We start from the raw sequence: 24,734 nt of genomic DNA, 5'->3' as shown, positions 1-24,734 counted from the left end.
GAACGGACCGCATGAGTCAACTCTTACGCACTTCGGTCGCCCGAGTGCTCTTCTCCGTACTGATAGGCGCCACCACAGGGCTCGTTCTCTTCGGGGTCACCCGGCTCTCCGGCCGCGATCTCTTCGTCGTCACCGGCGGCATCGCCGGTGCGGTCAGCGTCTTGATGTTCCAGGTCTACGGCCGCGCCGCGCGACTGACCGAAGTGACCGTCACAGTGCCGCAGTTCAGTCAGCTGACCTTCATCGTCAACGACGAGTCCCGGCAAGTGGCATGGCGCTTGTTCGTCGAGACTGTCACCCGGGTGAGCACCCAGCCCCTCAAACACGACGACGGCCTGATCCGCGAGACTCTCACCTCGCTGTACGGGCTGTTCGCCACGACGCGCGAGGCGCTGAAGGCCGCACGCCCCTCAGTGCCGGTCTCCGGAGGCCCGACCGTCGAGTATCTCGCCATCACCATGCTCAATCGGGAGCTCCGCCCGTTCCTGTCCAGCTGGCATCCGCGCCTGCTGGCCTACGAGAACGCGACCCCGGACGGGCCCGAGTCGGCCTGGCCGGACAACGCCGACTGCCGTGCCGAACTCCGTGTCGTACAAGCGAACTTGCGCAGCTACGCGCTGGGGTTCGCGCGACTGGCAGGCGTCAAGGAGGGGCAGCTTCTGATCGACGGCGCCCCCTGACAGACGCAGGACCACCGGGTGTCACGGTCAAGGGCACAAGAAGTGGAAGCCCGGCCTGGGGTGCATCAGGAAGTCATGGTGGGAGATGTTCCACGCGTACGCCCCGGCCAGCGAGAACACCACACGGTCACCCGCCCGAAGACCCGCCGCCGGGACCCGGCGGGCGAGGACGTCCTTGGGCGTGCAGAGCTGCCCGGCCAGGGTGACCAACTCCTGCTGGGCCGTGGACCGCGGCCAGGGGTGCGGCCAGTCGTTCACCGGAAGCACCGTGCAGGGCTGGTCGTGGCCCTTCGTCGCCGGGGTGCGCAGATGGTGCGTGCCGCCCCGGACGACCGCGAACTCCTCGCCGTGGCTCGGCTTCACGTCCAGCACCTCGGTGGCGTACCAGCCACAGTACGCGGTCAGCGCGCGGCCCGGCTCGATGCGCAGCGTCAGGCCGGGGTGGGCCGCGGTGAGGCGGGCGAGGCCCGCCCCGTAGGCGGCCCAGTCGAAGCGGGCGTCGGGGTCGGTGTAGTCGACGGTCATGCCGCCGCCCACGTTCACCTCGCGCAGGTCGATGCCGTGGCGTGCGGCGAGACTCGCGGCCCAGGTCACAATGGACTCGGCGGCGGCGAGCTGCTGAGGGGCCCGAAGGCCGCTGGCCAGATGGGCGTGGATGCCGAGCAGCTCGAGGTGCGGGCAGGTGCCGTCAGTGAGGAGGCGAACCGCGTCATCCGCCTGGGTCGGGTCAAGACCGAACGGCGTCGGCCGGCCGCCCATGGACAGGGCGCTTGCCTCCAACGAACCGTCGGCCAGGGGAAGGTTGAACCGCAGCAGAACTCCGACAGGCGCATCAGAAGCCCGCCGGGAGGCGAGTTCCGCCAGCATCCGGAGCTCGTATGCGCTCTCCACATGGAAGCGCTCCACGCCCAGGTCCAGCGCCGCGGCGATCTCGGCAGGCGCTTTTCCCGGGCCGCCGAAGGCCAGCGGACGCCCCGGAACAGCCTTTGCGACATGGGCGAGTTCACCGCCCGACGAGACCTCGTAGCCGTCCACATACGGGCCGAGGGCAGCCAGGATCTCCGGCTCCGGGTTGGCCTTGGCGGCGTAGTACAACTCGACGCGCTCGGGCAGTGCCGACCGGACGGACGCGGCATGCTCGCGCAACGCGCCGAGGTCGTACAGATAGGCGGGCAGACTCTGGGCCGGCAGCGACAGGGCGCGGTCGCGCACCGGATCGGTGGGGGCGGTCATCGGGCGCTCCAGACGTCGTCGGTGCGGGTCGCTCCGGACAGCACGTCCTCGGCGAACGGGGAAGGAAGGCGGACATAGCCCGCCTCACCGTCGGCCGTACGCTCCCAGCGGGTGAGCAGATTGGCCTTGGCGGGCAGCGGCGCGCCGGACAGCAGGGCGCCGAGACGGGCCGGGCAGCCGTGCTCGTCCGCGTACTCCTGCAGCACCCGGCGGACCTCGGCCCACAGCGCTGGTTCGGTCTCCGGGTGCAGATCGGCGAGCGCGGCGAGCATGTCGGACACATGGTTCACCACGAGGCAGTAGACGACCCGGTTCCAGCCTCGCTCGGCGTCATACGTCAGCGGGCCCGCGACCTCGGGCGGCAGCACGGCAAGGGTGTCGGCGTGGTGCTCGGGCAGGAGCTTGGTGCCTTCGAGATCACGGAAGAGGACCTGGGCGGGTCTGCCGTCGGCGTCGACACAGACGACGACGTTCTGAAGATGCGGCTCGAGGACAAGACCGTGGTCGAAGTAGGCGGCCAGGACGGGCGGGAGGAGCAGCGCGAGATAGTCCCGCCACCAACTCAGGGCGCTGCCGGGGTCCGAGTCCGCCAGCAGCCTGGAGATATGGGCGGGGCCCGTGGGGTACTCATCGGCGATGGCTGCAGCCAGCAGAGGTGTCGTGCCGGGCCGGAGATGGGCGTCGAGCCCTTCGCGGACGATCACACCGAAGCCTTCGAGAAGAGCGAGGTCGGGCCGGCCGTCCGGGCCGGGGATGGCGAGGCTGCGGTAGGCGGGTTCGCGGAGCATGCCGCTGCCGGGGAAGCGGGTGGCAAGTTCGGCGAGGGCCGGTCCGAGCAGGCGGGTGAGGGCGACCGCGCCGGCCAGTTCGTAACTGGCGTTCTTGCGCAGGCAGTTGGTGATGCGGACGTTGAGGCTGAACTTCAGGAAGGTGTCGCCGTCGTAGAGGGTGCGTACGGACGCGGTGGCGGTGAACCGGCTTCGGCCGCGGCCGAGATCCAGGATGTCGCGCCGGGCGATGGCCGCCCGCAGTGACGGGTGCTCGTGGAGCAGTGCGTACTGCCAGGGGTGTGCGGGGAGCAGCCGGTATCCCTCGGGCACCGCGTGCAGCCGGTCCAGCGGGTCGGTGGCGCCCGGCTCGGCCGACTCCTGAACGGTCAGATGCTCGCGTACGGCGAGCAGGTGGAGCGGGAAGGCGGCCGCGGCTTCGGGGGCGTAGGCGGACCAGAGGGCGGGGTCGCCGCTGCGGGCCTTGGGGGTGGGGTGGAAGCGGTGGCCGAGTCTGAGTGACTGCTCGGATGCCAGGTACGTGGCGAGCCGGCCACCGTCGAGGGCGGGACGCGGCGCGGCCAGGGCGGCGCGGACGCCCTGATGGCTCGCGTCGACCTGGGCCAGGAATTCGTCATTGCGCGCGCCGGTACGGAGCGTGAGCTCGGCATGGGTGTACTCGGCGAGGCGGCGCCAGCCGAGCTCGGACCAGCCGGTGCCTCTCTGTTCGGCGACCGGGCCCCTGAAGCGGTGCGCTCCGATGAAGGACGTACGGCGAAGGGCCACTTTCAGCAGCACCCCACGGCGTGGCAGGCGCAGCAGCAGATGGCCGTCGATGACGGCGGTCTCGTGCTCGGGGCCGGAGACCTCACGGAGGAGACAGTTGAGGAGGGTGTGGGCCACGGCCTCGTCGGCGCTCGGCAGCCCGGTCGGGGCGGCGGAATGGGGGGCGGCATGAGTGGAGGAGTAGGTGGGGACAGTGTGGGTGGAGACAGTGCCCATGGGCAGTGACATCAACGGCTCCGGCGGATGCGGCGAGCGGCAGGTGGGTTGTGTGCCGGGCATCGCCGCTCACACCTGCCGCAACAGGTAGTTGGGACCGGTGGTGTAGTGCTTGTTGATGTCGACCGCGCCCGAGCGCTCCTTGGTGAGCAGGGTGCCCGCGGTCACCATCGCCTTGACCGGCAGGCGCGCCGCGTCAAGAACGTGTTCGCGCAGTACGGCGCCGGGCTGCCCGGGCCGGGTTCCGAGCCGCTCCACGGCCTCAACCAGGCGGTCGCGTAGGAGATTCAGCAGCCGGCCGAGCGGGGCGCGGCCATGGCGGGCGAGACCGAAGGCGTACGCCCCCGCGCACAGATGGACCGTGATGGTGGTGAACAGATCGACGACCGGCGCGTCGCTGTCTCCGAAGATCCGCGCGTCGTCGAACTCGGACGGGTCGGGCGCTTCCGCGCCGAGGGCGGCGCGCATCCGTACGGTGTTGATGCGCGGTCCGTCGTTGTCCTTGAGCAGCAGTCTGATCCGGGTGCGGCCCGCCTGCGTGTCCAGCACCAGCGAAATGTTCTGCTGATGGGACTCCAGGGCGATTCCGTACCCGAAGAGCGTTGTCTGCCAGTCGAAGAGCAGTCTGAGTACGGCGTCGAGAAGGGCGAGTGGATCGCCGCCGTGGAAACGGTCGGCGAGATGGTCGATCAGCAGCCGCCCGCCGGGGGCTTCGCTCAGCAGGGCCGCCATCGGCACGACGACTGCGTCGTCCAGGCCTGCCGGACAGCGCCGGAGCAGTACGGCGAGAAGTTCATGACCGGCGTGGGCGAAGCGGGTCTCGTCGGCGTTCAGGATGCTGTCCCGGAAGCGCGGCTCGTGGTCGACCACGGTCTGCAGCAGGCACTGCATCGCCGCGCCGTCGACCAGTGTGCCCGGCTTGATCGTGCGCCGATTGCGCATGCCCAACGTGGCAGTGGCCAGGGGCAGTTTGAGATGGATGCCGGGGTACGCGGCGAGCGCCACGGTCCGCATCGACAGGGTCGGTACGGCCTCCAGGTACGGACGGTCGGCCAGCACCGCCCGGCTGTCGAGTCCGGTGGCGCGCAGTGCGTCCCGCAGCGGTTCGCCCACGGTCAGCGGATGGACGGGGATGGCGAGGTGGCTGTCGTCGAGGTCCGGCAGGCCGAGCACCGACGGCGTCGGCCATGGGTCGGCCGGGTCCACGGGCCCGATCACGCCCTGTGCGGTGACCGCGTCCTTGGGAAGGGCGATCCAGCGCAAGTCGAATCGCGGGTGGAACTCCGGTGCGTACGCACGCAGTTGTGCCGTCGTGAGTCCCAGGCGGCCACGCGCGGTGGGGTAGACGGGGTGGTCGAGACGGGCGGCGAGGGTGTCGTGGGCGAGTCCGCCCGCGAGTCCGGTCCAGTCCGCGGGATCGGTGCCCTGCCGGGCCCCGAGCATCGCGATGACCTCATGGTGCGTGACGGCGTGCAGCCGCAGGGTGGCGAGCGTCTGGCGGCATTCCTCGGCGAGGGCGTCGAAGCCGTCGTGGTCCACGGGGTCGGCGAGCGCGCCGAGCGCGGCCAGGATGTCGTCGGCGGTGCTCAGTTCCCTGCCGTCGGACTCCCGGCGCAGCAGGGGCAGACGGGCGCGGGTCTCGTACTGGAATCCGTCCTCGCGAATGGGCAGCTCAAGCGCGTCCCCGTCTGCGGCCTGCAGACGCAACCAGGCCCCGTCCGGGCGCTCCAGCGCGGTGGAGCGCGTGCGCAGGCCCACGACATCCTCCCGCAGCAACGCGCTGAGCAGGCGAAGGAGGAGGTCCTTCTCGGCCGGGCAAGCGACTGTGTTCGTCACCGTCACGGGGTGATCTCCCAGCGCTGAGCGGCGAGGAAGTCGGTCACGGCCCGGTCCACGGTCTCCTGATCGCTACCGATGGCCCGGACGACGCCCAGGAGATCGCGGTTGGTGTGGTGGAGCTCGTGCCGCTCACCGGTCCGCCGCAGCGGCCGGTAGGTCAACTGCACGTCACCGACCGCCAGTTCGGTGGCGGCAGGGGCGGCAGTAAGCGTTCCGGAGCGATCGGCGCACGGGTAGTCGAGCCGCGCCGCGCCGCCGGTCCGTGCCCCCAGGTCCGCCGGCAGCGGCTCGCCCAGATGCGTACGGAGGATGTGCTCGAAGAGCGGAATGTCCAGCAGCCGTGCGAGGAGCAGGTCGCACTGATCCCCGATGGCACGGTAGTTGACCTCTATGATGCGCGCGCGTTCTTCGTGCACGACGAACTCGGTGTGGCAGGCGCCGAATCCGACCCCGAGCGCTTCCAGCTGCGCAAGAACCTGCGCGACGACGGGCTCCGGGTGGGCCGGAAGGTAGGTCAGACGCTCCTCGATGAAGTACGGGGGTGGAGACAGCTCGGTGTGGAAGCCGCCCAGCACATGAAGGCTGGTGCCGTCGCCGAGTGTCTCCAGGGTGTACAGCTCGCCGGGAAGGTATTCCTCCACGACCAGGGCGGCCCCCGGCCGGTGTGCCCGGATCTCCTTGCACCGCAGCACAAGATCGTCGGGGCCGTCGACCAGGACGACGTCTTCGCTGGCCACGCCCTCACGCGGCTTGACGACGCACGGGTACGGCAGATCGCGGGCGGCCGGGGTGGCGAGTGGGTCCTGTCCGGCGGCGAGTTCCACCGAGCGGACCGTGTCCATGCCGGTGGCGGCGAGGTGGCGGCGCATCTCCGCCTTGTCCTTGGTGCGCAGCGCGGCCTGCCAGCCTTTGGCGGGGAGGCCGAAGTAGTCGGCGGCCAGGGCAGCCGGGGTCTGCAGATGGTCGCTGTTGGTGAAGAGGGCGTCCGGCGGGCGATGGGTCGCTATCCGGGAGATGACCGCGCGGAAGTCGCGCACATCGCACTCGAGGAGCTCGATGTCCGGGCAGGCGACCCGGTGCGCCTCGGGCTGGTCGGTGAGCAGGGTGATGTCGAGGCCGAGCCGGCGGGCGGCGGGGAGGAATCCCTCGGTGACCGAGTCGGTCGGGTTGAGGGCAAGCAGGTACAGCTGCATGAAGGGATCACTTCCGCGCGCAAGGTCGGACCGTCCGAGAAGGTGAACCAATGGTGCTTGGACACAAACGGAGAGCCTAAGTTAGGCAGACCTAACTCTGTCAATTCGCCGCCATGCGGCCTCGATTCACAGTCAAACCCTCCAGTAGGGTTAAGGTGAGCCTTGCCTTACTGCTCTGTGGCCTTCCGTGTGATCTCCCCTGTCCTCGATCTCGGTGTTGAGGAGTACCCGTGACCCTGGCTCCGGCGTTTCCCCAGACCCCGGCGTTTCCCCTGGCCGGACCCGCCGTGAGCTGCTCCACCGTGCTCGCCTCGACCTATCAACGGCTCACCGCGGTCTGCGAGTCGTTGAGCGTGGACGTCGTGGCCCCCGTTTCGCAGGCCGCCCAAGGATGGGCAGACGGCTCCGAACTGGCGGAGCGTCCGGAATTCCTCGACGCCTTTCTCGACGCCGAGGCCTGGCGCATCCAGGAACGTCACGCGCACACGGTTCGGCGGGACGTCGCCGCGTCCCGGGCCCTGCACGACTACCTCTGGTCCGTCTGCCTGTTGATGAGCGGCCCCTGGTTTCTGGATCGACGCGTGCCGCGGATCCGCCCGCGCGACGTCCGGATCAGTCTCACCACCGGAGCGTTCGGCATCGTCCCCGGCGGCTTCGCCTGCCTCCCCGACGATCCGGCGGCCGGTCTCCCCGGGGCCCGGGTACGGGCACACGAGGAGGCGCTGCGGGCGGAGTTGCGCGCTGCCGTCGCCAACCACGTACGGCCGCTGCTCGCCGCGATCGGCCCGCAGGTGCGGCGCGGGCCGCGAGCGCTGTGGGGCATGGTCGGCGACGACCTGGTCTCCGGCATCTGGTACCTCGGCCGCATGCTGGACCAGGAGGAGCATGCCGTGCGGGCAGCCGGCGAGCTGCTTCCGGGACCCGTGCCACCGTTCCCCGGCGGCGCCGACTTCCGGCGGCTGACGGGCCGGGAAGGGCAGTCGTACCTCACCCGGACCCGTCTCGGCTGCTGTCTCTACTACGCGATCCGCCCTGCCGAGGCATGCGGCACCTGCCCGCGAACCTGCGACTCCGAGCGGCTGCGCCGGCTTGAGGGCGACACACCCGCCCTTGCCGGTGGCAGTGCCGATGTGAACGCGGGTGGCGGTGCCGGTGCAGTGTCAGTACCTGTTTCCGATCCCCGGTCCTGAGTAGCCTGGGCTTACCGTGGCCTGGTGTCAGAGGGCACCGGACGGACCGAGGAACGGAACTGTCGGGCCTGCGGTGAACGGCTGAAGCCGGGAGCCGGCCTGATGCCCGGTTCCGCTCCGGGGCGTGTCGTGCCAGGCAGTGGCGCACGGAGCGGCGGCCGCGGAAGCGGCTGTCGGCGGTGAAGGACGGCGCCGGTGAGGCGGAGTGCCCGCGCGCCGAGGCGTCTATGGACAGGTGGCGTGCGCGCCGGTCGGGGTGTTCTACTCCTGTGGTGTTCATGATGACTTTCCTGCAGGAGTTCGAATCCTGGTACTGGAACTGCGAGTTCGACGACCCGGAACTGACGGCCGCCTACGATGCGACGGGCACCGCGACGACGCCGGAGGAGTTCGAGCAGGCGTTCTTGGTGCTGCTGCGCAGCAACGACACAGTCGCCAGGGGGACCGCGCTGGACTTTTACGACCGGGCGGGTGCCACGAGCCGGTTCGGGGAGGAGAGCCCGTTCGATGCGCACACGGACGAAGTCCTGGCCGTCGCCCGGGAGTTGCTGCGGCAGCCGCCCAGGCCCGAGGACGAGTACACATTCGAGGGCGCCAACCACGCGAGCGCGCTGCTCGGGCTGAAGAACGCCGCGGGCCCCCAGGACACGGACGCGATCGTCGGGATCCTGGAACGGTTCCTGGAACGGACGCCGGATACAAACCTGCACGACAACGCGCTGGTGGTGGCCGGCGTGGTGCTGAAGAGCTCGGCGGTGCCCGATCCTCGGCTGGTCGAGCTGGTCGGTGGGCTGGTGTTCGACCGGTCGTCGGACTGCGACGACCGGCTGGCAGCGCTGGGCGCGCTACGCGAGGCGCCGGGCGCCGAGGTGACCGCCCTCCTGGTCCGCGCGACCGGTGAGGACGAGTGGAAGATTCGGCAGGAGGCCGCCTGGGCGCTGACGGTGGGCGGGCGCTTCTACGCCCACCGGGAGCTGCTGGAGGGCCTCATCGAGACCTGGCCGGACGGCGAACGTTCCTGGTGGGGGGATTTGGCTCGGCAGGCCCTCGCCGAGGGGCCGCACAGCCTGTACTGGGAAGGGCACGAGCCGGAGACCGAGGAGCTGCGCGCGGCGCACCGCGAGCTGCGTTCCCCGACCGACGAGGCCGCGCACCGGAGCGCATACCGCACGATGCTCCACAGCGGGCAGCCGGTGGCCGTGGGGATCGCGCTCGATCACTTCCACCAGGACGACGGACTCACCCGTTTCGGGCTGGACGCGCGGGAGTGGGCGCCCGAGGTGCTTGCCGTCGCCCGGGACGTGCTGGGGCACCCTGGGGCCGGGGCGAACCATGCGAGCGCGCTGCACCTGTTGGAAGAGATCGCCGAGCCGGCGGATGCGGAGGCGCTCGCGGCCGCACTGCGAACGAGGGGCGGCGCGAAGGCGGCTCGCGAGCGTGCCGTACAGACGGCAAAGAGCTGCCTCACGCGCTGGGAGGCACCGGACGACCGGGTCATCGCAGCGCTGGAGGGGTTCATCCACGACGCGTCGTTGGACGTGGACGAACGTTCGGAGGCGGTCATCGCGCTCTTCGACCTGCCCACCGCGCCGCAGGCCACCGCCGTTCTGGTACGCGCCACCCGCTCCCCGGAGCTGCCCATCCAAGTGGAGGCGGCGATCGGCCTCACCTTCGAGCACCTGATCGACGACCACCGGGAGCGGCTGGAGCGGCTGGTCGCGACCTGGCCCCAGGAGGCCGGGAACAGGGCCACGATCGTCCGCTTCGACCTGGGTGAGTGAGGCCCGCCGGGTTCAGACACAGACTCCTAACCTGTTTCGCTCACCAGGGAGTTCGCCGCATGTGGGGGCGGCCTTCGCCTGATCATGTGCTCCGACCAAGGTGCACGTGACCACGACGAACCCCGCTACGACGTCGGCAAATCCGTCAAACGCGAAGTCACCATCGCCTGCGCTTCAAGCGACCCGTGGAGAGAGAACAAGCTCAGTGCCGGTGGCTGACGACGTTGACGACCCGGCCGTTGGGATCGCGTACGAAGAACCGGCGCACGCCCCACTCCTCGTCCCGCAATGAGTGCACAATCTCCGCGCCCCGCTCCACCATCGCCGCGTAAACCGCGTCGACTTCATCCACCTCGATGCTCATATCGGCCGCGACCGGTGCGGTCTCGTCGTGGGTGGCGAGGGTGAGCTGGGCGGTGGGGTTGGTCGGAGAGGCAAGCGTCATGACCCAGCCGTGGTTCATGACCTCCTCAAGACCGATGAGACCGTAGAAGTCCCGGCTCTCCTCCATGGCCTTGGTTCGAATGTCGGGCACAACACGGCGCACGGACATCGGTATCTCCTACTCGTTCGACATCTGCTGGTCTCCGGTGATCTCCAGTGTGGCGGACACGCCTGATCGCCCCGCGACGGGACCAACAGCACTGAGGGGGGCGCCTGTTCAGCCTCGATGGTGCTCGGTGTCGACCGTCTGAGTAAGGCTGAACAAGGTGTTCGCATCCGGCTCGGACATTTGCTGACGAAGAGCGCTTCGGAACAGCTCGTCTCCCAGGAGGGCCCTCTGCCGGCCGAGCCAGTAAAGGTCTGTCCTGGGTGACGCACCGAGCTCCAAGCGCAGGGCGAGTGCTTGCAACGTCGTCCGCGTAGTTCTTTCCAGCCAACCCCGGTTCCGGGGAGCAGGCGCCATTCCCATGGTGCTCAGCTGGAGCGCCCACTCCCCGTACGGTGCTGCTCAGCCGCGGTACGTCTCCAGCAGCCGCAGCCATACCTCGCTGATCGTCGGGTACGCGGGCACGGCATGCCACAGCCGGTCGATCGGTACCTCGCCCGCGACGGCCACCGTCGCCGAGTGCAGCAGCTCGCCGACGCCCGGACCCACGAAGGTGACGCCGAGCAGGATCTCGCGGTCCAGGTCGACGACCATCCGGGCGCGGCCGCGGTAGCCGTCGCCGTACAGGCCCGCCCCGGCGACCGATGCGATGTCGTAGTCGACGGCGCGTACCCGGAGGCCGGCCGCCTCGGCCTCGGCATGAGAGAGGCCGACGGCCGCGGCCTCCGGGTCCGTGAAGACGACCTGCGGGACCGCCGCGCGGTCGGCGGTCGCGGAGTGCGCTCCCCAGCGGTCGGTCTCCAGTAGCGGAACCTGCCGGGCCCTGGCCGCGATGGCGGCTCCCGCGATACGGGCCTGGTACTTGCCCTGGTGAGTGAGGAGCGCCCGGTGGTTCACATCGCCGACCGCGTACAGCCAGTTGCTGCCCTCGACGCGGCAGCTGTCGTCCACGGGAAGCCAGGAGCCCGGTTCCAGGTCCACCGTCTCCAGGCCGAGGTCCTCGGTGCGCGGAGCGCGGCCGGTCGCGAAGAGCACCTCGTCGGCCTCGATCCGCTCGCCGCCGTCGAGGACGAGGGTGACGGGGCCGGAGCAGTCGGAGCGTTCCACGGAGGCGACGGAGGTGTGCGTACGGATCTGGGCGCCGGCCTCGGTCAGCGCGTCGGCAACATGCTCGCCGACGAACGGTTCCATCCGGGGCAGCAGGCCCCCGCCGCGCACGAGCAGGGTGATCTGCGAGCCGAGTGCCTGCCAGGCGGTGGCCATCTCCACTCCGACCACTCCCCCGCCGACGACCGCGAGCCGCCGCGGCACTCGCTGGGCGCTGGTGGCCTCGCGGCTGGTCCAGGCCTTGGCGCCGGCCAGGCCGGGGATGTCGGGCAGGACGGCACGACTGCCGGTGGCCACGGCGACGGCATACCGGGCGGTCAGCACATGGTGCTCGCCCTCGGGGCCGTCCACGACGACCTGTTTCGGTCCGCGCAGCCGGCCCTGTCCGCGGTAGAGGCGGGCGCCGATCGAGTCCATCCAGCCGACCTGGCCGTCGTCCTTCCAGTGGGAGGCCTCCTCGTCACGGTGGGTGAGGACGGCTTCGGTATCGAGCGGTCCCTGTACGGACTGGCGTACGCCCGGGACCCTGCGCGCGTCGGCGCGGGTGATCACCGGGCGCAGCAGCGCCTTGCTGGGCATACACGCCCAGTACGAGCACTCGCCGCCGACCAGCTCGCTCTCCACGACCGCGGCACTCAGTCCTGTCGCTCTGACCCGGTCTGCAACGTTTTCCCCGGCAGGGCCGCCGCCCACCACCACAACGTCGTACTCCACAGGTTCCGTCATAGAGCCAGTCTGGTGCCGGGTGTGCCTCCTGGCCACATGGGCAGGGGGAGGAATAGCACGGCCCCGGGCACCGTTGTCGGGGGCGAGTCCGTCGGACATCAGGAAGAGGTAGCACGTCATGAGCACTGTTGAGCTCACCAAGGAAAACTTCGATCAGGTCGTGACCGACAACGACTTCATTCTGATCGACTTCTGGGCTTCCTGGTGTGGTCCCTGCCGACAGTTCGCCCCTGTCTACGAAGGCGCGTCGGAGCGCCACACCGACCTGGTGTTCGCGAAGGTCGACACGGAGGCTCAGCAGGAGCTCGCCGCCGCCTTCGAGATCCGCTCCATCCCCACCCTGATGATCGTCCGTGACAACGTCGCGGTCTTCGCCCAGCCCGGCGCGCTGCCCGAGGCCACGCTGGAGGACGTGATCGGTCAGGCGCGCGCGCTGGACATGGACGAGGTTCGCAAGTCGATCGACGAGGCGAAGACCGGCGCTGCCGAGACGGAGCCCTCGACGGAGGTCTGACAGCAGCCCGGAGAGGCCTGACAGCAGGCCGGCTCAGCGCTCGAGGACCAGAGCGAGACCCTGGCCCACGCCGATACAGAGGGCGGCGAGGCCGGTTCCGGAACCCGCGGCCGCGAGCTGATGGGCGACGGAGCCGGCCAGCCGCGCGCCGGAAGCGCCGAGCGGGTGGCCGATGGCGATGGCGCCGCCGCGCGGGTTGACCAGGGACGGGTCCAGGTCCGGCCATTCGGCGAGGCAGCCGAGCGACTGGGCGGCGAAGGCCTCGTTCAGCTCGAAGGTGGTCAGGTCGGCGAAGGATTTGCCGGCCTTGGCCAGCGCCCTGTGCACCGCCTCGACCGGGCCGAGGCCGAAGAGCTGCGGCTCGATACCGGTGACGGCGGACGTACGGATCCTGGCGAGCGGCTCACGGCCGGTCGCGCGCAGGCCCTCCTCGTCGACGAGAAGCAGGGCGGCGGCCCCGTCGTTGAGCGGCGATGAGTTGCCCGCCGTCACAGCGCCGTCCGCACGGAAGGACGGCTTCAGCTTGGCGAGCGCCTCCATGGACGTGGAGTCGCGGATGCATTCGTCGCGGGCCAGGTCCACTCCGTCGTACGGAACGACCTCACCGTCGTACAGCCCCTTGCCCCATGCCTCGGCGGCCTTCTGGTGGCTCGCGAGCGCGAAGGCGTCCTGCTCTTCGCGGGTGATGCCGTGCTTGTCGGCGATGAGTTCGGCGCTCTCGCCGAGCGGAATGGTCCACTCGGCGGGCATCCGCGGGTTGGTCATACGCCAGCCGAGAGTGGTCGAGTACAGCTGCTGGTGGCCGGCGGGAAAGGCCCGCTCGGGCTTCTGCAGCACCCAGGGGGCACGGGACATCGACTCGACGCCGCCCGCGATCGCGATCGACGCGTCGCCGAGCGCGATCGCCCGCGCGGCCTGAATCACGGCCTCCAGGCCCGAACCGCACAGGCGGTTGACGGTGACGCCAGGGACGGAGACGGGCAGCCCGGCGAGGAGGACTGCCATGCGCGCGACGTCGCGGTTGTCCTCGCCCGCGCCGTTGGCGTCGCCGAAGACCACATCGTCGATACGGGCCGGGTCGAGCTCCGGGGCACGGTCCACGAGCGCCTTGACGACATGCGCGGCGAGATCGTCCGGACGTACAGGGGAGAGCGCGCCGCCGAACTTGCCGATCGGGGTGCGGACGGCGTCGACTATGTAGACGTCGCGGATGCTCATCGGATCTCTCCCAAGGCCTGGGCCGTTCGGCTATTGCCTGGTGAACGATGGTTCACACATGCCCCGCCCGAGTCTCTGCCGGGTGCCGTCCGCTGTCAACGGCCGAAGGAACCCACGGTCGACTGCGGAAGGCGCCCGCTGTCGTTCGACGGAGGAATCCGCCGGAACACGGGCATCGGGCAACGGCGGGCTGTCAGGCGTCCTCCGCGTCGACCACTCTCGCCGAGAGCCCGTAGTCCAGCTCCGACCCGTCCACCAGCAGCGCCTCGACCGTGCGCGTCTCCGGATCGATGTCGGCCACCATGCCGTCGCCGGCATAGCGCGGGTAACCGGAGGATCCGTACCGGCCCGTCGCGTCCACGACCGCCGAGCGGATGGCACTCCTGGCCAGGGATGCCGCGTCGTCGCCCTCGATGTGCTCGGGCACCACCAGGATCTCGAAGCGCTGCGGATGAGTACTCATGCAAGCGACGCTAGACACGCCCCGCCCGGCCCGCATGTCGTTCTTGGCGGACCGGATACCGCCCTCGGCGCGCGGATTCAGCTGGACTCGCGGTGGACGGCCCGCGCCCCCATCAGATCGTGCGGCTCGGGCTCGGCGCCCGGGTCGCGTACGACGCGGTCGACGAGCTCCGCCAGGCGCTGTCCGGTCACCAGGTCGATCCGCACCGTGCTCAGACGTGGCCGCAACAGCTTGCCCAGCAGCAGATCGTCGGCGCCCACCACCGCGGTCTCTCGCGGGACGTCGATGCCCGCGTCCTGAAGTGCGCGCATCAGGAGCATGGCGTACTCGTCGTTGTAGGCGTAGACCGCGTCGAGGCCCAGTTGCCGCCAGCGGGCGGCAAGTGCGGTGGCCGACTCCTCGTCGTACGACAGGGGCAGCGGCTCGATCCGGGCGCCGGTCCGGGTCGCGGCCTCGGTCGCACCCACGAGCCGGGGGCGGGAGAAGAGCTCCAGGCCGGGTTCCTCGGGCAGCACGACGCCGATGCTGCGGCAGCCTCGGCCGATCAGATGCGTGGCCGCGCAGCCGCCGATCTCCCGCTGGTCCATGACGAGGGAGTGCGCGCCGTCGACGTGCTCGGGTCCCAGTGTGATGACGGCCTTCGCACCGGAGCGTTTGAGGACTTCGACACCGTGCGCAGTGAGCGCGACCTCGCCGAGCGAGACGACCGCGACGGGCCGCAGTTCGGCCCAGGCGCGGGCTGCCTCGTCACCCTCGAGGCCGAGGCTGCCGTACTGCACGACGGTGTAGTCCAGGCGGCGCAGAGCCCACTGGAGTTCCTTGAAGAAACGGCTGTAGAGCGGGCCCACCGGGACATGGGCGGTGGGCAGCAGGACCGTCCGGGTGTGACCGGCGCGCAGGCTGCGGGCCGCGGCGTGCGGCACATAGCCCAGTTCTTCGGCGGCCTCGTGGACCCGCCGGCGGGTGGGCTCACTGATCCGGACGGCCGAGGTGTTGTTGAGCACGTACGAGACGGTGGCACGCGAAACTCCGGCCAGCCGGGCGACATCGGCACTGGTGGGAACGGGGCGTTCTGCGGACTGCTTGGGTGTCTGGCTCATCGCTCTCGGCATCCTTCCAGACCGGTTCCGGCGCCGGGTTTCGCGGATGGCCGGAAACAAGTGCCGCACAGCGTTTACACGCGTCACGACCCTTACCGCATTGCTGGTTCCCTCGCTGGTGACGGTCGCCGACCCGAGCCGCGCGGGTAGGCTCCCCGCCATGGACGACGAGTTGATGGTGGGGCTGCTCGGGCGGGTGACCGGCACGGTCGGACCCGGGCTCGTCGGTGAGGTCATCGTTCATATCCGCGGCGGCGCCGAGCACTTCCTCGCCTATCCGGCCTCCGCGCAGGACCGCATCGAGACCGGCACGGTGGTGACGGTCGTGGAACATCTGCCGCCGCGCACCGTCTATGTCACGTCCGCGTACGGCAGTTGAGCCCCCTCCCGATCAGGAGGACACTCCCGGTCATCCGGTGCCGGACGGCACCGGGCGAAGGGGGCTGTGCCGATGGTTGTCGGCGTCGCGGCGGGACTCGTACTCGCTGCCATCATTATTCTGATCGGCCTGTTCAAGCTCATGTGGCGAGTCGCCGAGCCGAACGAAGCGCTGATCATTTCTGGCTCCACGCACCGGACCGAAGGCCTCGGCGAGGGCATGGGGTTCCGTATCGTCACCGGACGCGGAACGCTCGTCCTGCCCGGCATCCAGGCAGTGCGCAAAATGTCGCTGGACCTCAACGAGACCGAACTGTCCGTGGACTGCGTGACACACCAGGGTATTCCACTGAAGGTGCGCGGGGTGGTCATCTTCAAGGTCGGCGACGACTTCGTGTCGATCGCCAACGCCGGACGCCGCTTCCTCGATCAGCAGAAGCTGATGGCGGAGCGCGTCCACAATGTCTTCGCGGGCCATCTGCGGTCCATTGTCGGCGGGTTGACGGTCGAGGACATGATCCGCGACCGGGAGAAGCTGACCGGTCAGACGCGGGCGGCCTGCGGCACCGAGATGGAGAAGCTGGGCCTGATCGTGGACTCGCTGCAGATCCACGAGATCGAGGACCCGACCGGTTACATCAAGAATCTCGCGGCACCGCACGCCGCCGCGGTCCAGCGGGACGCCCGGATCGCGCAGGCCGAGGCGAACCGGCGGGCCACGGAGGCCGAACAGCAGGCTGCGGCCCGTATGTCGGAGGCGACGAGGGACAGCGAGATCCTGCAGGCGGGCTATCAGGCGGAGCGTGACAAGGCTTCGGCGAAGGCGAAGCAGGCCGGCCCGCTCGCGGACGCGGCCGCGCGCCAGCAGGTCGTGGTCGAGATGACCCGGGTCGCCGAGTTGGAGGCACACCGTCGCGAGCAGCAGCTCCAGGCGGATGTGCGCAAGCCCGCGGACGCCGCGGCGTACGAGAAGCGGACGCTGGCCGAGGGCGAGCGGGACGCCCGTATCTCCGCGGCGCAGGCGGAGGCGAAGGAGACCGAACTGGCGAGCGCGGCGAAAGCCACGGCGACCCGGGTGACCGGTGAGGCGGAGGCTGCGGCGAACCAGGCCCGCGGGCTCGCGGTGGCCGCGGCGGTGAAGGCGAAGGGTCTGGCGGAGGCCGACGCGATCAAGGCGCGTGCGGCCGCGCTCGCCGAGAACCAGGAAGCCGTCGTCGCCCAGCAACTGGCCGAGAAGTGGCCGGAGATCGTCGAGGCGGGCGCCGGTGCGTTCAGCAATGTGGATCACATGATCCTGCTGAACGGGGCCGACGGGATGTCGGACATGTTCGCGAAGGCACTGACCGTGGGCGGTACGGGGCTGGGGCTGGCGCGCCAGCTGCTGTCGACCATGAACCAGAACGGTGACCGGGGCTCTGGCCGGAGCACCGGCCAGAGCCCTGTGGGCGGCGCGGTGAACGGCATGGTGCCGCCCGCACCGCACACCGAGAAGATCCCGGTGACGGACGAGCCGAAGGACTGACTCCCGCTGACCAACGGCACCCGCCCCTGCGGAACGGACCGCACAGGTCTTACCGTGTGGCGGGTGACGATCTTCTCCGGCGCAACGGGCGCATCCGGCGCATTCGACGGCCCCTCCGACCTTCCCGGCAGCAGCGGCCCCGCCGCCACCACCGAGGCCGACCCCACCGAGGTGGGCCGGGTCCGCACCTCGTACGCTCCGGATCGCGACGGCGATCCCGATCCCGGCGAAATCGTCTGGACCTGGGTGCCCTTCGAGGAGAACGACGGTCGCGGCAAGGACCGGCCGGTGCTCGTGGTGGCCCGTGAGGCGGCCGGCACGCTGCTGGCCGTACAGCTCTCCAGCAAGCGCCATGACCACGACCGCGAGTGGGTGGCGATCGGTGTCGGGCCGTGGGACCGCGCCGGGCGCGAGTCCTGGGTCGATCTCGACCGGGTGCTGCGGGTGCATGAGGACGGTATGCGCCGTGAGGCGTGCGCGCTGGACCGGCCGCGTTTCGATGTGGTCGTACAGCGGCTGCGGGAACGCTACGGCTGGAGCTGACCGGCGAAGGTGCGCCTGAAGGCCTCGAGCGTCGGGCCCTCGGCCGTACGGTCCAGTACCGCGAAGACGACCTCCTCGAAGTGTCCGGCGAACCGGCCGCTCCCGGTGAGCAGGGGGTGGAAGGCGCCCGCGACCGCCGCGGGGTCGTTGCGGAAGACCCCGCAGCCCCATGCCCCGAGCACAAGGCGCCGGTAGCCGTGTTCCACGGCCGTCTCCAGGACCCGCTCGGCCCGCGCGGCGAGGGCCGCCGGAATGCGGTGCGCCTGGTCGGGGCTGCGGCTGGTGATCACTCCGGCGTTCGGCGCGGGCGAGGTCAGAAAGCCCACGGTGTACGGCGCGTCCAGCAGCCGGCCGCGGTCGTCGCGGAAGACCGGGACGCCGGGCGAGTGGATGACCCGGTCGGTGTAGAACGGGTTGCGCTCGGCGCGGTGATGGTCGTAGAACTCCGGGGCGCGCAGCAGTGTGGCGTACAGCGCGGAGGCGCGGCAGAGCGCCTCCTCCTGGGCCTGTGCGCCGTTGAGATAGCCGCCTCCCGGGTTGCGCGCGGAGGCGAAGTTCAGGACGGCGACCGGCGCCTGGTCGGCGACCGTCAGCCGGCGGGCCGCTTCCGTGCTGCTCTCGGCCGTGACCTCGAAGGCTGTCGTACGGTCCGTGTCCGGCGTGACCTGGACAGCCTCGGGGCCGTACATCCTGGTGCCGGCCAGGGCAGCGGTCACCGCCCGCCCGATCGGGACCTCGCGTCCATCAGGTCCGAGGTAGTTGCCGGTTTCAACGATCGCCTCGGTCTGCTTCGCGATCCCCCGCAGTCGTGCACTCATGAGGGACATCGTCAGTGACCGGCAACAGACGCGGCAAGCGCATTTCCGACTGCCAAGGGCACTCTTGTGCGAAGCGGCGGCCGTGGCCTTAGGTTGGCAGAGTGCCTTCGACAGGAGGAGTCGATCATGCATCCACCCGATGCCGGTGACCAAGGCCGGCCGATCGCCGAGGATGAAGCGGAGGACCTGCTCCGATGTATTTGCTTCAAGAACGGCCCGCCCCGCACCATGGGTGTGGAGGTGGAATGGCTCGTTCATGACCTGGACCGACCCGAGCGCCCGGTCCGGGCCGACCGCCTGACGGCGGCCTTCGACCAGGTGCGTTCCCTGCCACTGAATTCCGCTCTCACCTTCGAACCAGGCGGCCAGCTGGAGCTCAGCTCGCCACCCGCCGCCTCCCTGATGGACTGCATCGACTCCACCGCCGCCGATCTGGACGCCGTACGCACCGCGCTCCGCCCGGCAGGCCTCACTCTCACCGGCCTCGGCCTCGACCCGTGGCATCCGCCGCGCCGACTCCTCCATGAACCCCGTTACGACGCCATGGAGGCGTTTTTCGACCGGACGGGTCCGTCCGGCCGCGCTATGATGTGCAGCTCCGCATCCATCCAGGTCTGCCTCGACGCGGGCCACGAGGAGCCGGGACCGCTCGGGCACGGCCGGCGCTGGCAGCTCGCGCATCTGCTGGGCGCGGTGCTGATGGCGGCCTTCGCCAACTCCCCCGCACGGGAAGGGCGCTACACGGGCTGGCGGTCGACCCGGCAGGCCGTGTGGGCCGCGCTCGATGCCGTACGGCCGGTGGCACCGCCCCTGTACATGGAGCCGCACTCCGCCTGGACCGCCCACGCGCTCGACGCGCCGGTGATGTGTGTACGGGCGGCCGACGGGCCGTGGGAGCTGCCGGAGGGACTGACCTTCCGGCAGTGGATGCGCTCAGGGGTGCCGCGTCCGCCGACCCGGGAGGATCTCGACTACCACCTGACCACGCTCTTTCCACCCGTGAGGCCGCGCGGCCATCTCGAGCTGCGCATGATCGACGCCCAGTCGGGAGAGGACGGCTGGATGGTGCCGCTCGCCGTCACCACGGCCCTGTTCGACGACGCCGAGGCGGCGGAGACGGTCTATCGCGCCGTCAAACCGCTGGCAGAGACGGCAGGTCCGCTGCCCGCGCCGCGCAATCCGCTCTGGATCACTGCCGCCAGGGACGCACTGGCGGATCCCGAGCTGCACGCGGCCGCGGTGACCTGCTTCTCCGTCGCACTGGAGGCACTCCCCCGCATCGGCGCGTCGGACGCCGTGCGGGACGCGGTCGCCGCCTTCAATGAGCGCCATGTCCTGCGGGGCCGATGTCCCGCCGACGATCTGCGCTTCCCCTCCCTCGGGAAGGAACTCCGCACATGACCGAAGAACTCCGGCGGCGCGCCCTCGACGCGCTGACCGCCGCCAGAGCCCGGACGGCCACGCTCACCTCGTGCGTCGACGACCATGAACTGACCGCGCAGCACTCTCCGTTGATGTCCCCGCTGGTCTGGGACCTGGCACACATAGGCAACCAGGAGGAGCAGTGGCTGCTGCGTACGGTCGCCGGGCGTGAGGCGCTGCGGCCCGAGATCGACTCCGTCTACGACGCCTTCGAACATCCGCGGGCACTGCGACCCACGCTGCCGCTGCTGGCCCCGGCCGAGGCACGTGCGTACGCCTCCGACGTCCGCGGCAGGGTCCTGGACGTCCTCGACCGCACTCCGCTGGAAGGCGGGCGTCTCGTCGATGCCGGCTTTGCGTTCGGGATGATCGCCCAGCACGAACAGCAGCACGACGAGACCATGCTGATCACCCATCAGCTGCGGAAGGGGCCAGCCGCGCTCACCGCGCCCGAGCCGCCGACGGGCAGCACCAAGGGCCTGCCGGCCGAAGTCCTCGTCCCCGGTGGCCCGTTTGCCATGGGCACCTCCACCGAGCCATGGGCGCTGGACAATGAGCGGCCCGCGCACCAGCGTCTCGTACCGGCGTTCTTCATCGATACGGTGCCGGTGACCTGCGGCGCGTACCAGGCCTTCATCGAGGACGGCGGCTATACGGAGCGCCGCTGGTGGGCGGCCGAGGGCTGGGACCAGATCCGGCAGCACGACATCGCCGCGCCGCTGTTCTGGCGGCGTGAGGGCGGTCAGTGGCTCCGCCGCCGTTTCGGCGTGACGGAGCCGGTGCCCGCGGACGAGCCGGTGCTGCATGTGAGCTGGTACGAAGCCGACGCGTACGCCCGCTGGGCGGGACGGCGGCTGCCCACTGAGGCCGAGTGGGAGAAGGCCGCGCGGCATGATCCGGACGCCGGCCGTTCGCGCCGCTTCCCGTGGGGCGACGACGATCCCACACCGTCACACGCCAATCTCGGCCAGCGCCATCTGCGACCGGCTCCCGTCGGCAGCTATCCGGACGGTGAATCACCGCTCGGTGTACGGCAGTTGATCGGCGATGTGTGGGAGTGGACGTCGAGCGACTTCCTCCCGTATCCGGGTTTCGCCGCCTTCCCCTACCGCGAGTACTCCGAGGTCTTCTTCGGCAGCGCGCACAAGGTGCTGCGCGGCGGTTCGTTCGCCGTGGACGCGGTGGCCTGCCGCGGCACCTTCCGCAACTGGGATCTGCCGGTGCGCCGCCAGATCTTCTCCGGGTTCCGCACGGCACGGGACGCGGCTCCGCAGGAAGGCGGCGTCGCCTGATGTGCCGCCATCTCGCCTTCCTCGGGCCTGCGCTGCCGCTCGGGCAGCTGCTCGTCGAGCCCGTGCACGGCCTGTACCGGCAGTCGTGGGCGCCACGCCACCAGCGACACGGAACGGTCAACGCCGACGGTTTCGGGGTCGGCTGGTACGCCGAGGACGATCCCGTACCCGCCCGCTACCGGCGCTCCGGCCCCATCTGGGCCGATCTCTCCTTCGCCGACCTCGCCCGTGTGGTCCGCAGCGGGGCCCTGCTCGCCGCCGTCCGCGACGCCACCGAAGCGGGCGCGGACGGCGAGGCTGCGGCCGCACCGTACGCCGCCGGGCCGTGGCTGTTCAGTCATAACGGCGCGGTCCGCGGCTGGCCCGGCTCCCTGGAGCCGCTCGCCGTGACACTGCCCGCGGCCGAGCTGCTCTCGCTCGAGGCCCGCTGCGACTCCGCGCTGGTGTGGGCGCTGCTGCTGCACCGGCTGCGCGACGGCGACGACATGGGCCAGGCGCTGGCCGACACCGTCCGCGAGATCGCCGCGGCCGCGCCGGGGTCCCGGCTCAATCTGCTCCTCACGGACGGCGAGACGATCGCGGCGACCGCGTGGGGCGACACGCTCTGGTATCTGGCCGAGCCGGGCCGCCGCACGGTCGTGGCCTCGGAGCCGTACGACGACGATCCGCACTGGCGCGAGGTTCCCGACCGCACCCTGCTGGCCGCTACCCGCACCGATGTCCTGCTGACCCCGCTCAAGGAGCCCACCGCGTGAGCCCGTTCCTGCTGACCCGAACCCTGCCCGAGGACGCGACGGACGCCGCCCTGCGCGCGGATGTGCTGCACGGCCTGACCCGTACGCCGAAGGCTCTGCCGCCGAAGTGGTTCTACGACGCCCGCGGCAGCGAGCTGTTCGAGGAGATCACCCGGCTGCCGGAGTACTACCCGACACGTGCCGAGCGGGAGATCCTGGCCGTCCGCGCATCCGAGATCGCCGCGGTGAGCGGGGCACGCACCCTGGTGGAGCTGGGCTCGGGTTCCTCGGAGAAGACCCGGCATCTGCTGGACGAGCTCCACGGTCTGCACAGCTATGTGCCGGTCGATGTGAGCGAGAGCGCGCTGACGGGCGCGGCCGAGTCGCTGCTCGCCGAGCGGCCCGGGCTGAACGTCCATGCCCTGATCGCCGACTTCACGCGCGGGCTTGCACTGCCCGGCACCCCGGGACCGCGTCTGGTCGCCTTCCTGGGCGGCACGATCGGCAATCTGCTGCCTGCCGAGCGCGCCGTCTTCCTGCGCTCCGTGCGCTCACTTCTCGCCCCCGGCGACGCGCTGCTGCTCGGCACTGATCTGGTGAAGGACGAGGGAGTCCTGGTCAGGGCTTACGACGACGCGTCCGGGGTGACGGCCGCGTTCAACAAGAACGTGCTGTCCGTCATCGCCAGGGAGCTGGGCGCGGACATCGACCCCGACGACTTCGACCATGTGGCGCTGTGGGACCGCGAGCAGGAGTGGATCGAGATGAGACTGCGGGCCCGCTCCGCGCTGAACGTGAAGATCCCCGAGCTGGATCTGGAGGTCTCCTTCGAAGCGGGCGAGGAGATGCGTACGGAGGTGTCGGCGAAGTTCCGTCAGGAGGGTGTACGCACCGAACTGGCCGAAGCCGGGATGGTATTGACGCACTGGTGGACGGATACGGAAGGCAGGTTCGCGCTCTCTCTCGCGACGGCCAGCTGAGCCGCGCGGGCCAGTGAGCGGCGGTCGGGGCAGCTCCCCGCGGGGATGACCGGCAGCAGCCGGATCTCCGCGGTGAGCCCGCCGGCCGCCGCGACCCGCCACAGGGACGCGGCCAGCGGGTCGTCGCCGACGAACGCGGCCGCGCCGGTGGGCAGATAGCTGATGCGTACGGGCTGGACGGCGGCGCCCGCGTCCAGCGCGGCCTGGAAGACGGCGGGCCGGAATCTGCCCTGGCCGCGTCCGCACCAGGTGGAACCTTCGGGGAAGGCTATGACGCGTGCCCCGTCGTCGAGCGCGGACGCCATCTCGCGGACGGTGGCGGGCAGCGTACGGAGCCGGTCGCGCTCCAGGAAGAGGGTGCCGCCCCGGGCGGCGAGCGGCCCGAGGACCGGCCATCGCCGCACCTCGGTCTTGGCCAGCATCCGTCCGGGCAGGGCCGCCGCGATCAGCGGTATGTCCAGCCAGGAGATGTGGTTGGCGACGACCAGAGAGGCACGGGGCCCGTGCGGCCGGCCGACGATCCGGACGCGTACGCCGAAGGCGCGTACCACCGCACGCGCCCAGCTCCGGGTCATGACGTCCCGGACCCGGGCGCCGAACAGGGTGCCCAGCAGTGCGGCCAACGGTGCGAGCAGCAGACCCACGACGACGGCCAGCGTCCCCGCCAGCAGCCGGGCAGCCGCCCTGAGCGCACCGGCCGCCGGGCCGTGGTGTGTCGCGCAGCCCCGCGGGGTGCAGGGCGCGCTGGGCAGCCAGACGCTCATCGCACCGGGGCGAGGGAGAGGAAGTGCCGCAGGTAGCGGGGGTTGGTGCGGCGCAGCGAGAGCAGGACGTACAGGTCGGCGACGCCGAAGTCGGGGTCGTGGGCGGGCGCTCCGCAGACCCAGGCGCCGAGTCGCAGATAGCCGCGGAGCAGGGCGGGCAGCTCGGTGCGCCCGGCGGGCCGCTCGACGGACTCGGGGTTCCAGAGCTTGTGAGGCGTGACCCAGTACTCCTCGGGAGCGAGGTTCTTGGCCTTCACGGTGTCCCAGGTGGCGGCCGCGAGGGTGCCACCGTCGGCGAGCGGGATCGAGCAGCAGCCGGCCAGCCAGTTGTGTCCGGTGCGGACCATGTAGCGGGCGAGTCCGGCCCAGATGAGCGCGATGACGGCGCCGTTGCGGTGCAGGGGGTGGACGCAGGAACGGCCGACCTCGACGAGGTCGTCGCGGATCGGGGAGAGCCTGGCGAGGTCGAACTCGCCCTCGGAGTAGAGGCGTCCGGCGACCCGGGCGCGGTCGGGCGGCAGCAGCCGGTAGGTGCCGACGACCTCACCGGTGTCCGCCTCGCGGACCAGAAGGTGGTCGCAGTACGCGTCGAAGGCGTCGATGTCCAGGCCCGGCTCGGGTCCCTCGAGCCTGGCTCCCATCTCACCGGCGAAGACCTGGTGACGCAGCCGCTGCGCGGCCCGTACGTCCTCCTGGTCGCGGGCGAGAGCGACGACATAGCGGGGCTGGTCGGTTTCCGGGCCGGGAGCGGCCAGGGGCGAGGGCATGGGCGCGGAGAGCTGTGCGGGGAGAGGGGCGGGGACGACGGCTGGCGATGCGGGCATGGCAGTCTCCTGTGCCGGACGGTAAGGGACGGACCGCGGGTGCGGCGGCCCGGCTCCTTACTTCTTCCGTGGCCGGCTGGATTCGACATGACCG

Annotated in this window: 23 protein-coding genes; 11 read left to right on the top strand and 12 right to left on the bottom strand. The window is 70.6% G+C overall.

Annotation, left to right across the window (positions count from 1 at the left end; genetic code table 11):
• Nucleotides 1–11: 11 nt before the first annotated feature.
• On the top strand, nucleotides 12–680 hold the full coding sequence (locus OG735_RS36695) for a hypothetical protein (RefSeq protein WP_327327453.1): 669 nt from the start codon (nucleotides 12–14) through the stop codon (nucleotides 678–680).
• 27 nt (nucleotides 681–707) lie between these two features.
• Here the strand turns inward: OG735_RS36695 and OG735_RS36690 are convergent, their stop codons facing one another.
• The 4 genes from OG735_RS36690 to OG735_RS36675 form a co-directional block, all read right to left on the bottom strand.
• Nucleotides 708–1,913 carry a type III PLP-dependent enzyme gene (locus tag OG735_RS36690; RefSeq protein ID WP_327327452.1) on the bottom strand — a complete coding sequence of 402 codons (1,206 nt, stop codon included), beginning with the start codon at nucleotides 1,911–1,913 and terminating at the stop codon, nucleotides 708–710.
• Nucleotides 1,910–3,682 (bottom strand): IucA/IucC family protein, encoded by a 1,773-nt coding sequence (locus tag OG735_RS36685; protein ID WP_442812639.1) that lies wholly within the window; start codon nucleotides 3,680–3,682, stop codon nucleotides 1,910–1,912. Before OG735_RS36685 ends, OG735_RS36690 begins: the two co-directional genes overlap by 4 nt.
• Before the next feature lie 69 nt (nucleotides 3,683–3,751).
• Complete coding sequence (locus OG735_RS36680) at nucleotides 3,752–5,518, bottom strand: IucA/IucC family protein (RefSeq protein WP_327327450.1); 1,767 nt, start codon at nucleotides 5,516–5,518, stop codon at nucleotides 3,752–3,754.
• A 2-nt stretch (nucleotides 5,519–5,520) separates the two neighbouring features.
• Nucleotides 5,521–6,714, bottom strand: a complete 1,194-nt coding sequence (locus tag OG735_RS36675; RefSeq protein ID WP_327327449.1) for an ATP-grasp domain-containing protein — start codon at nucleotides 6,712–6,714, stop codon at nucleotides 5,521–5,523.
• A 230-nt stretch (nucleotides 6,715–6,944) separates the two neighbouring features.
• On the opposite strand from OG735_RS36675, the gene OG735_RS36670 reads away from it, so the two are divergent.
• Together OG735_RS36670 and OG735_RS36665 are read left to right on the top strand one after the other, a co-directional pair.
• Nucleotides 6,945–7,904: a (2Fe-2S)-binding protein gene (locus OG735_RS36670; protein WP_327327448.1), complete on the top strand. Its 960-nt coding sequence runs from the start codon at nucleotides 6,945–6,947 to the stop codon at nucleotides 7,902–7,904.
• 272 nt (nucleotides 7,905–8,176) lie between these two features.
• The gene (locus tag OG735_RS36665; protein ID WP_327327447.1) at nucleotides 8,177–9,685 is read left to right on the top strand and encodes a hypothetical protein; all 1,509 of its coding nucleotides are present in this window, start codon (nucleotides 8,177–8,179) and stop codon (nucleotides 9,683–9,685) included.
• A 202-nt stretch (nucleotides 9,686–9,887) separates the two neighbouring features.
• Here the strand turns inward: OG735_RS36665 and OG735_RS36660 are convergent, their stop codons facing one another.
• A complete protein-coding gene (locus OG735_RS36660) occupies nucleotides 9,888–10,238 on the bottom strand; it encodes a VOC family protein (protein ID WP_327327446.1) in 351 nt (116 codons plus the stop codon).
• A 399-nt stretch (nucleotides 10,239–10,637) separates the two neighbouring features.
• A complete protein-coding gene (locus tag OG735_RS36655) occupies nucleotides 10,638–12,068 on the bottom strand; it encodes a dihydrolipoyl dehydrogenase family protein (RefSeq protein WP_327327445.1) in 1,431 nt (476 codons plus the stop codon).
• A 118-nt stretch (nucleotides 12,069–12,186) separates the two neighbouring features.
• On the opposite strand from OG735_RS36655, the gene trxA reads away from it, so the two are divergent.
• Nucleotides 12,187–12,582 carry a thioredoxin gene (gene trxA / locus OG735_RS36650; RefSeq protein ID WP_327327444.1) on the top strand — a complete coding sequence of 132 codons (396 nt, stop codon included), beginning with the start codon at nucleotides 12,187–12,189 and terminating at the stop codon, nucleotides 12,580–12,582.
• Nucleotides 12,583–12,615: 33 nt separating this feature from the next.
• Here the strand turns inward: trxA and OG735_RS36645 are convergent, their stop codons facing one another.
• The 3 genes from OG735_RS36645 to OG735_RS36635 form a co-directional block, all read right to left on the bottom strand.
• Entirely contained in the window at nucleotides 12,616–13,800 is a 1,185-nt protein-coding gene (locus tag OG735_RS36645) for a thiolase family protein (RefSeq protein WP_327327443.1), read from the bottom strand.
• Between the two features lie 193 nt (nucleotides 13,801–13,993).
• Nucleotides 13,994–14,263, bottom strand: a complete 270-nt coding sequence (locus tag OG735_RS36640) for a hypothetical protein (protein WP_327327442.1) — start codon at nucleotides 14,261–14,263, stop codon at nucleotides 13,994–13,996.
• A gap of 77 nt (nucleotides 14,264–14,340) precedes the next feature.
• Nucleotides 14,341–15,363: a LacI family DNA-binding transcriptional regulator gene (locus OG735_RS36635; RefSeq protein WP_327327441.1), complete on the bottom strand. Its 1,023-nt coding sequence runs from the start codon at nucleotides 15,361–15,363 to the stop codon at nucleotides 14,341–14,343.
• Between the two features lie 160 nt (nucleotides 15,364–15,523).
• Between OG735_RS36635 and OG735_RS36630 the strand changes: the two genes are divergently transcribed.
• The 3 genes from OG735_RS36630 (at nucleotide 15,524) to OG735_RS36620 (ending at nucleotide 17,806) form a co-directional block, all read left to right on the top strand.
• The gene (locus OG735_RS36630) at nucleotides 15,524–15,742 is read left to right on the top strand and encodes a hypothetical protein (RefSeq protein WP_442812548.1); all 219 of its coding nucleotides are present in this window, start codon (nucleotides 15,524–15,526) and stop codon (nucleotides 15,740–15,742) included.
• A 72-nt stretch (nucleotides 15,743–15,814) separates the two neighbouring features.
• Entirely contained in the window at nucleotides 15,815–17,263 is a 1,449-nt protein-coding gene (locus tag OG735_RS36625; RefSeq protein WP_327327440.1) for a flotillin family protein, read from the top strand.
• A gap of 69 nt (nucleotides 17,264–17,332) precedes the next feature.
• Nucleotides 17,333–17,806, top strand: coding sequence for a type II toxin-antitoxin system PemK/MazF family toxin (locus tag OG735_RS36620; RefSeq protein WP_327328577.1), 474 nt, complete (start codon nucleotides 17,333–17,335; stop codon nucleotides 17,804–17,806).
• On the opposite strand, the gene OG735_RS36615 is transcribed toward OG735_RS36620, so the two are convergent.
• On the bottom strand, nucleotides 17,791–18,624 hold the full coding sequence (locus OG735_RS36615; RefSeq protein ID WP_327327439.1) for a TIGR02452 family protein: 834 nt from the start codon (nucleotides 18,622–18,624) through the stop codon (nucleotides 17,791–17,793). The genes OG735_RS36620 and OG735_RS36615 overlap by 16 nt on opposite strands.
• Nucleotides 18,625–18,750: 126 nt before the next feature.
• On the opposite strand from OG735_RS36615, the gene egtA reads away from it, so the two are divergent.
• The 4 genes from egtA to egtD are packed head-to-tail and all read left to right on the top strand — an operon-like array spanning nucleotide 18,751 to nucleotide 23,052.
• A complete protein-coding gene (egtA, locus tag OG735_RS36610; RefSeq protein WP_327327438.1) occupies nucleotides 18,751–20,025 on the top strand; it encodes an ergothioneine biosynthesis glutamate--cysteine ligase EgtA in 1,275 nt (424 codons plus the stop codon).
• Nucleotides 20,022–21,338, top strand: a complete 1,317-nt coding sequence (gene egtB / locus OG735_RS36605) for an ergothioneine biosynthesis protein EgtB (protein ID WP_327327437.1) — start codon at nucleotides 20,022–20,024, stop codon at nucleotides 21,336–21,338. The genes egtA and egtB overlap by 4 nt, the downstream gene beginning before the upstream one ends.
• A complete protein-coding gene (gene egtC / locus OG735_RS36600) occupies nucleotides 21,338–22,093 on the top strand; it encodes an ergothioneine biosynthesis protein EgtC (RefSeq protein ID WP_327327436.1) in 756 nt (251 codons plus the stop codon). Before egtB ends, egtC begins: the two co-directional genes overlap by 1 nt.
• On the top strand, nucleotides 22,090–23,052 hold the full coding sequence (gene egtD / locus OG735_RS36595; protein WP_327327435.1) for an L-histidine N(alpha)-methyltransferase: 963 nt from the start codon (nucleotides 22,090–22,092) through the stop codon (nucleotides 23,050–23,052). Before egtC ends, egtD begins: the two co-directional genes overlap by 4 nt.
• On the opposite strand, the gene OG735_RS36590 is transcribed toward egtD, so the two are convergent.
• Nucleotides 22,947–23,816: a lysophospholipid acyltransferase family protein gene (locus OG735_RS36590; protein ID WP_327327434.1), complete on the bottom strand. Its 870-nt coding sequence runs from the start codon at nucleotides 23,814–23,816 to the stop codon at nucleotides 22,947–22,949. The genes egtD and OG735_RS36590 overlap by 106 nt on opposite strands.
• On the bottom strand, nucleotides 23,813–24,640 hold the full coding sequence (locus OG735_RS36585; RefSeq protein ID WP_327327433.1) for a GNAT family N-acyltransferase: 828 nt from the start codon (nucleotides 24,638–24,640) through the stop codon (nucleotides 23,813–23,815). Before OG735_RS36585 ends, OG735_RS36590 begins: the two co-directional genes overlap by 4 nt.
• Between the last annotated feature and the right edge of the window lie 94 nt (nucleotides 24,641–24,734).

It is taken from the genome of Streptomyces sp. NBC_01210, from assembly GCF_036010325.1.
Lineage (GTDB): Bacteria > Actinomycetota > Actinomycetes > Streptomycetales > Streptomycetaceae > Streptomyces.
Note: the sequence above shows the minus strand (reverse complement) of the source record. Positions and strands in the feature narration are given on the sequence as shown.